Genomic DNA, 6,848 nt, shown 5'->3' with positions numbered 1-6,848 from the left:
AAAATTTTGTCCAGCCGATCATTCGCATCTTTGGCAAAACGAACACAGCAAGCGCTCGAAACCAATCCACCCGCAGTCGTTACGGTGCCTTCGGAAAACTTGCTAGAGAGCAGCAATCCAAACCCTACTAAACCTACGCAAGCAGAAATTGCAGTGGCAGTTAGGGCCAGATTGAAAGAATACTTAGCTTGGCGTAATCGTTCTTGGATAATGGCATCTTCTACGGGAGTCTGATTGTTAGATGAAGGAATAAGGTTGCTCATGGAAGGTATTGAGAGATTTATGTTCACGCTTTTATGCTCACCCAAAAACCCTCAAAGTCTCTTCAGGTAATGGTTTTATTGCGCCTCTCTTTAGCCTGACGTATGACTGTTCACATTCAGTGGTTGCCCAATGCTTTAGTTTTGGTTGGTTTAAGATTACTGATGAAGCAACTTGTTTGACGATGATGCCTCCAGCCAAGCGCAAAAGAGTGACTGTTATTGCCTCACGTCTAGGCATCGATTGCGCAGAGAAATCCTTAATTAGGCTGGGATTTGATTCTAAAAGTCATTTCGCAAAGACTCAGTTGATGAGTAAAAGCACTGTCGATAAGTTCTTTAACCGACAGCCCATACAACTTGATTCCTTTAAAGCAATCTGTGAGGCATTGAAGATAGAAGACTGGAGAAGTATCGCAGAATTAGAACCCCTTGTGGCTCAATATGCGTCAGAAGCCTCTGAAAAAGAAGCAGAGTTAGATGTTGTCGAAGCGATCGCGAGTCAGCCCATGATATGAACCTGACTGCTGCTCGTCAAATCACCGTTGCTAATCGGGGAAACGGAGAAGTCCAATTTGAAATTGTTCTAAAAGGTAATGTCGCCTCTATTGATGAGCAAGTTCAAAAGACACTTGAAACGATTTTTAGAAGCCTTTCAGGAAGTACCATCACGATTACAGATATTCAAGCAGGCAGCATCAGAATTAAGATGCAAGGTTCTCCAGAAGATGTTGCAAGACTGCTCGATCGATTGACTTCGGGAGAACTGGCAGAGATTGATGGTTTGCCAATTGAAGATATCCAGATTTTGAGCCGAAGCTTTCTGAAGCAAAAGGAAGAACATAGCTCTGGTGATAAGTGGGATTTAGTTCGAGAGATTGTCCTTCATCCAACTCCGCAAGGGCAGTTAAGTGGTGCCGACCTCAGTGATGCTGACCTCAGCGGGGCTAACCTTAGAGGGGCTGACCTCAGCGGGGCTGACCTCAGTGATGCTGACCTCAGCGGGGCTGACCTTAGAGGGGCTGACCTCAGTGATGCTGACCTCAGCGGGGCTAACCTTAGAGGGGCTGACCTTAGAGGGACTGACCTCAGCGGGGCTGACCTCAGCGGGGCTGACCTTAGTGATGCCGACCTCGGTAACGCCCGCACCCTTGCCCGTGAGCTCGCCCGTGAGCTCGCCCGTGACCGCACCCTTGCCCACGCCCTTGCCTACACCCGCCTTTCCGACCTCGCCCGTGATCGCACCCGCCTTTTCGACCTCGCTAGTAACCTCGACCACATCCTCGACCTTGCCCTTGCCCTTGCCCGCGACCTCGACTACCTTTTCGCTCGCGCCCGCGCCAGTGACCGCGACCTCGACCACCTTTTCGACCACGGCAGTGACCTTGCCCACGAGCTTACCCGTGACCTTGCCCACGCCAGTGACCTCGCCCGCGACTACCTTTTCGACCACGGCAGTGACCTTGTCCACGAGCTTGCCCGCGCACGCCTTTTCGACCTCACCCTCAGTCTCCACCGTGCTCGCGCCTCTGCCCGCGAGATCACCCTCAGCCTCAACCGTGCCCGCACTTGTAACACCAATCGCAAGGAGACCAATCTAAGTGGAGTGATTGTCGAAAATGCCCGGTTTGGTGAAGGGATAGGACTCACCGAAGCCGAAAAACTTGATTTACAAGAGCGGGGCGCAATCTTTACCGAATCTATAGACGATCGCGAGTTCATCTTGAGATAACAAATTCTTACCCAGCCGTCCCGATCGCTTGAATGAGGTGCAGCAGCGATCGCTCTTCACCCAGACCTCCCCAAAAAGATGTCCGCACCTTGGACAACTCGCAGGGGCACTCACTTGGTTGCATTCCCCAATTGGGTAAAAGTTGAAGGGGCGATCGCGCTACCAAGTCTTTGCCCCCTTATTCGTGCGATCGCTGCTCATTCACTTGACCAAAGCGATCGCAGTCAACCTTAGACGTTGGCCTGCAAGTAAAGCTTCAGCTCTGAACTAGCGGTTGTCATTGCCTTGCGTAACTCCTTGACCCGGATCTTCGACAGCTCTTCTATCTGCTGCTGGGTCAGCGCCGTTGGGTTGGTCGGTCGGAACTTCTCTGTCATCTGGGTTCAGCACTTTATCTTGTAGGCGATCGCTCGCCTCTAACTTCTTAATTTCGGCTTCAATGTCAAACTCATCGGGCAACACTTCACCCTTCTTCAGCAACTCCAGCAGGGTTTCGAGGCTAATTTGCCCCATCTGCTGCAACTGCGAGTAGGCGGTTATGTCCTGAGCCATGAGGGCATTGAGATTGAAGTCACGATTCACCTGGCAGGTCCCAGGCTCCTCTCCTAGGTAAGCGGCGTGATATTCCAAGCAAAGGTCAAAGCCATCCTGCAAGCCTTGAGCAATCACGGCCATGATTGAGTCACCCTGCGAGCGATCGAGCTTCTTAGCTTCGGCGGACTCACCCACGTTCTTTTGTCCAACGATGGTGGCGAGGCCCAGAGCTGACATCTGTCCTTCAATGGTGTCGATGCGAGATTGTTGGGCATTGAAGCTTTCAACCGAACAAACCAACCACTCTGCTCGACCCTCCTTGTTTTCAAAAACTAAAGCTTCATCTGCCCCAACAACGACATCCCCTTCTCCAGGGTCATAGCCGTAGAGCACCAACTTGGGCTGAGCTGCCAGGTGCAGGCTGTGGTCTAAGTCCGAACTGAGCTGATAGTGTTTGATATTTAAATGCGCGATCTCCAGCATCGGAGGCTGAACGACCACCTCTTTCTTTTTGTTTGTGTAGATGAACACAAAGGGAATATACGGCAGACTCAGAAACCCTTCATCGGTCTGCTCAAACTCTTCCTTGACCTTGGTAAAAATGCGCCATCGGCAACGCCCCTCAAGTAAGTCGTAAACCTTGATGCGTTCAACCTGGCGATCGCTAAACTCACCGTCTTCCTCGGTCACAACTTCTCTAATCCGAAGCTGAGTGAACCGTCTCAGGTTGCCTTGAATCTCGTAACGCCAGCCAATAATTTCAGGTGCAGTGTAGTGGACCCAATAAGGTCTCAACCCTGCTGCAATCTGCTCAGAGAGCAGCTGAATGCCATCCGATCGCGGGTAATCGACGAAGATGCCCGTGTAGCCGTGGTCAATAGCTGCTTCAAATACCTCATGAGCAAAGGTATTCAAGTCGTCACCCAGTAAATTAATGTTGTCCAGATGCTCAGTCGTTTTACTGCCAGCCTCAACCTTGACGGGCTTTCGCAGCACCATGCCTACCAACCCACGAACCAGCCGCGCATACCAAGGCGTGAGACATGACGTGTTCCTCCGGCGTAGATAGGCCGTGTCCTTCTCAAACGGCTCAAGGGGTAGAAAGGCTTCACCTCTATCCCGAATCTCTGAGGTTCCGCCTCGGACAGCCGAAATTACAGACCAATAAGCTGCCATTTGCTCATAAGCAGCACTGGGCACTTCGACACCAGATTTGCTGCTCTCTGGCATCGGGCCAAGGTTGGCATCGGGTTGAGGGGTTCGTTTAAAGCGATCGCTGAATGAGTAGGTCACGGCGGCAAGCAGGGTAAAGCTGCCGTAGCATTCCTATGACCCGAAAGGGAGGGCGATCGCTAACCAAAACGCTTTGGTTAATTTGTTTCAATCCTCAATCTACTAGGGACTAGATTGCTACGGCGCGATCGCTGTAGGGATGAGACACGGCAAGCAGGGTAATTCTTGCCGCCATAGTGCCTATGCTCTGAAGGGGAGGGCGATCGCTAACCAAAACGCTTTGGTTAATTTGTTTCAATCCTCAATCTGCTAGGGACTAGATTACTACGGCGCGATCGCTGAATGAGTAGGTCACGGCTGGCAGGATAATTCTTGTCGCCAGAGTCCTATGGGCATAGAGAGAGGGCGATCGTTGTTTTACTACAGCTCATATTCGGAGAGGTAAGGCTCAAAATCCAATCAGCTCTATTCCTTGGCTCGTAAGGCTTTGAGTACTGAATTTTTGAAGGGGGTTAACTCTCATTTTAATATTTCTTAATACAGAAAAGCCCCCAGATTCAAGCTGACCCAGAGGCTAGGTTTGTTGTAAGTTTGGTTTCTCAAATTACGCGTATAGCGATCGGACTGGGGAAGTAGGGAGAGTAGGGGGCGCTGCTATTTGTCCACAGCCTGAGAAAGCAGTTACCCTATCAGCATTAACTTTCCAAGGACTAAAGTAGGGATGGTAAGGCAGCTCTGGAAGGGTATCTGCAAAGCCCTTAACACAGATATTCAATTGTTTTCAACCGAAACTGTAGCTAGCAGCGCTGAAACTGGCAAAGCAGTTCTAGAACTAGCAAAAGCATTAAATGAATACAAAGGTGTTCCAGAGCTAGTTCCTTTTGTTGGCAACATCTCTTCGCTTCTAGATGTATTGAACTTACCTTTAGTACAGGTTGCAGGAGCTACATTACCGTTTGTTTCACTAGCAACTGGAATGTTGAAGGTTTATTTGGAGCACACACAGAGAGAACCTTCAATCGAAGAATGCGTAGTCCTGATTAGCCAAGCCGCTTATTTAGAAAGCTTTCGAGTATTTCTCAATTCTTCAGAGAATCAAACTATACGTGAGAAGTTGCTGGAAACGCCTGCCTCTGAAGCATTTACTAAGAGACTCAGCAAGCTAGGTGAAAAGCTAGAGCTCAATGGCAAGGAATTTGAGTTGGATGCTAAAGAAGCGGAAAGAGCCTTAATTTGCTTTCATGAATCCAAGCTGGCTGAAGTTTTTAGTCCCATCTTGAGCGATCGCCTACAAGAAGCAGGTCTTGATGAGACTGAAGCGCACATTGCTACGGAGCGGATATCCCGTAGCACTTATCGCTATATGAAGCGTGCTTTTTCTAGCATTAGAGATTCAGTGAAGCAACTAGCAGCTTTATATGGAAGTGAATGGCAACAGGAGTTAAGAATCTATGACAGTATCGACAGGTATTTGGAGGAGGTGATATCTAAAAAGCCGTTACAACAGGTCTTTGATGAAAGTTTCACTTTTGAGGATATTTATGTACCTCTTAAAGTGAAACCAGTCAAGCAAGATAGCCATATAGACAACCAGATTGGGCCCTTGAATATCGAAAGTTGGGCTGAATCTTTGCTCCAAGACCCAAAAAAGCAAGGCCAGGTGCTATTCATTCAAGGTGGCCCAGGACGAGGCAAGAGCGTCTTCTGTCGTATGTTTGCAGACCTGGTTCGGAGAAAGCTATATCCAATTTGGATTCCGATTCTCATTCGACTACGAGATATCGAAACCTTTGACCCAAATTTTGAAAAGACGTTACAAGCTGCTGTAGGCACAGATTTTGCGACTAGTGATATTGGTTGGTTGACCGACCTGAATACACGATTTCTATTCATACTTGACGGTTTTGATGAGTTATTGCTAGAGAGAGGAATCAGCGATGACCTCAAAACATTTCTATATCAAGTGGAATCATTTCAGGCACGCTGCAAAGAGAATAGTAGTGAGCGAGGACACCGAGTCCTGATTACAGGTAGACCATTTGCGTTACATGGCCTTGAGCGTTTAATGCCACCTAACTTAGAACGGGTACAGATCGTTCTCATGGATCAAGAAATCCAAGGGAAGTGGCTTGCCAAGTGGGGGCGTCTATGCGGTACGGATACGATCTCAGCATTTCAACAGTTCTTGCACGCCCCATCCTGCCCACAACAAGTGAAGGAGCTAGCCCAAGAACCTTTGTTGCTTTATTTGCTAGCAGCTATGCATCGAGACCATCGTTTAGACCTAGAGATGTTTGAAGGAGCAAATAGCACTGGGGCAAAGATTCAAATTTATGAGGAAGCTCTGGATTGGGTATTAACTAAACAGCGAACTGAACAAGGGCATAACCTCAACTTTAAAATCACAGGATTAGATACAGAAGACCTGCGCAGTGTGTTAGCAGACCCTTGTTCCGCAGTCATGCCAGCACATCTACTCCAGAATCTAAAATCTAAAAGGGCGATCGCCTTCTGAGTGCTTACGGACTCACTGACCCCTTGCAAGGTGAGTGTCAGACATTGATGCATTGATACGAAACCAGCTAACGGCCCTAAGTTGAGCGGACGATGACACAAAACAAGCGATTCGTGCCACTCCAATGAATCATTAGACCTTAGTAAACTAGAGCCTTTCCCTAGAAAAGCCACTAAACCTCAATCCAAAGTGCTTCTTAAGTTTCTCTTCTTACTCTCAAGCATTTCTGCTGGCTCTGAAACAGCTTCCAATGAGAATAACGGTAAAGCCAAAAATATAAAGCCAGAATCCAGGCTTTGTATAACAAGGGTAATCCACGGTCATATGGAAACCTACCGTAGCCAGAAGCAAAGCCCCCAGCATCGAAAACAAAACTGTCGGAAAAAGCATAACTAAAAAGCAAGACAAAATGTTTGTTGATACCAACCCTACTTGAAAAATAGCTAGGGCGTGTTTTAAAACCTAGAGCCAAAGGAGAATTGCAGCAATGGAGAGCATGGCAAGATAATTCTCTGCCCGTTTTTCATAGCGGGTGGCAATCCGTCGAAACTGCTTGAAGCGATTGATCGTTCGT

6 protein-coding genes and 1 pseudogene are annotated in these 6,848 nt (G+C 48.3%); 3 read left to right on the top strand and 4 right to left on the bottom strand.

The window, feature by feature from the left end; genetic code table 11:
- The coding region (locus NDA01_RS30865; protein ID WP_348231055.1) for a TRADD-N-associated membrane domain-containing protein at positions 1-263 on the bottom strand (263 nt) is incomplete at its 3' end.
- A gap of 8 nt (positions 264-271) precedes the next feature.
- Between NDA01_RS30865 and NDA01_RS30860 the strand changes: the two genes are divergently transcribed.
- Both NDA01_RS30860 and NDA01_RS30855 read left to right on the top strand, forming a co-directional pair.
- Complete coding sequence (locus tag NDA01_RS30860) at positions 272-778, top strand: hypothetical protein (RefSeq protein WP_348231054.1); 507 nt, start codon at positions 272-274, stop codon at positions 776-778.
- Positions 775-1,992, top strand: a complete 1,218-nt coding sequence (locus NDA01_RS30855; protein ID WP_348231053.1) for a pentapeptide repeat-containing protein — start codon at positions 775-777, stop codon at positions 1,990-1,992. The genes NDA01_RS30860 and NDA01_RS30855 overlap by 4 nt, the downstream gene beginning before the upstream one ends.
- A gap of 267 nt (positions 1,993-2,259) precedes the next feature.
- Here the strand turns inward: NDA01_RS30855 and NDA01_RS30850 are convergent, their stop codons facing one another.
- On the bottom strand, positions 2,260-3,819 hold the full coding sequence (locus tag NDA01_RS30850; RefSeq protein ID WP_348231052.1) for a DUF4055 domain-containing protein: 1,560 nt from the start codon (positions 3,817-3,819) through the stop codon (positions 2,260-2,262).
- Positions 3,820-3,928: 109 nt separating this feature from the next.
- Entirely contained in the window at positions 3,929-4,057 is a 129-nt protein-coding gene (locus NDA01_RS30845; protein ID WP_348231051.1) for a hypothetical protein, read from the bottom strand.
- A 423-nt stretch (positions 4,058-4,480) separates the two neighbouring features.
- Between NDA01_RS30845 and NDA01_RS30840 the strand changes: the two genes are divergently transcribed.
- Entirely contained in the window at positions 4,481-6,274 is a 1,794-nt protein-coding gene (locus NDA01_RS30840) for an NACHT domain-containing protein (RefSeq protein WP_348231050.1), read from the top strand.
- 462 nt (positions 6,275-6,736) lie between these two features.
- On the opposite strand, the pseudogene NDA01_RS30835 reads toward NDA01_RS30840, so the two are convergent.
- Positions 6,737-6,848: pseudogene (locus tag NDA01_RS30835) on the bottom strand (IS5-like element ISMra2 family transposase); the annotation flags it as partial.

The organism is Trichocoleus desertorum AS-A10, assembly GCF_039962155.1.
In the GTDB taxonomy this organism is placed as follows: Bacteria; Cyanobacteriota; Cyanobacteriia; order FACHB-46; family FACHB-46; genus Trichocoleus.
This window is presented reverse-complemented; position numbering and strand designations above follow the sequence as displayed.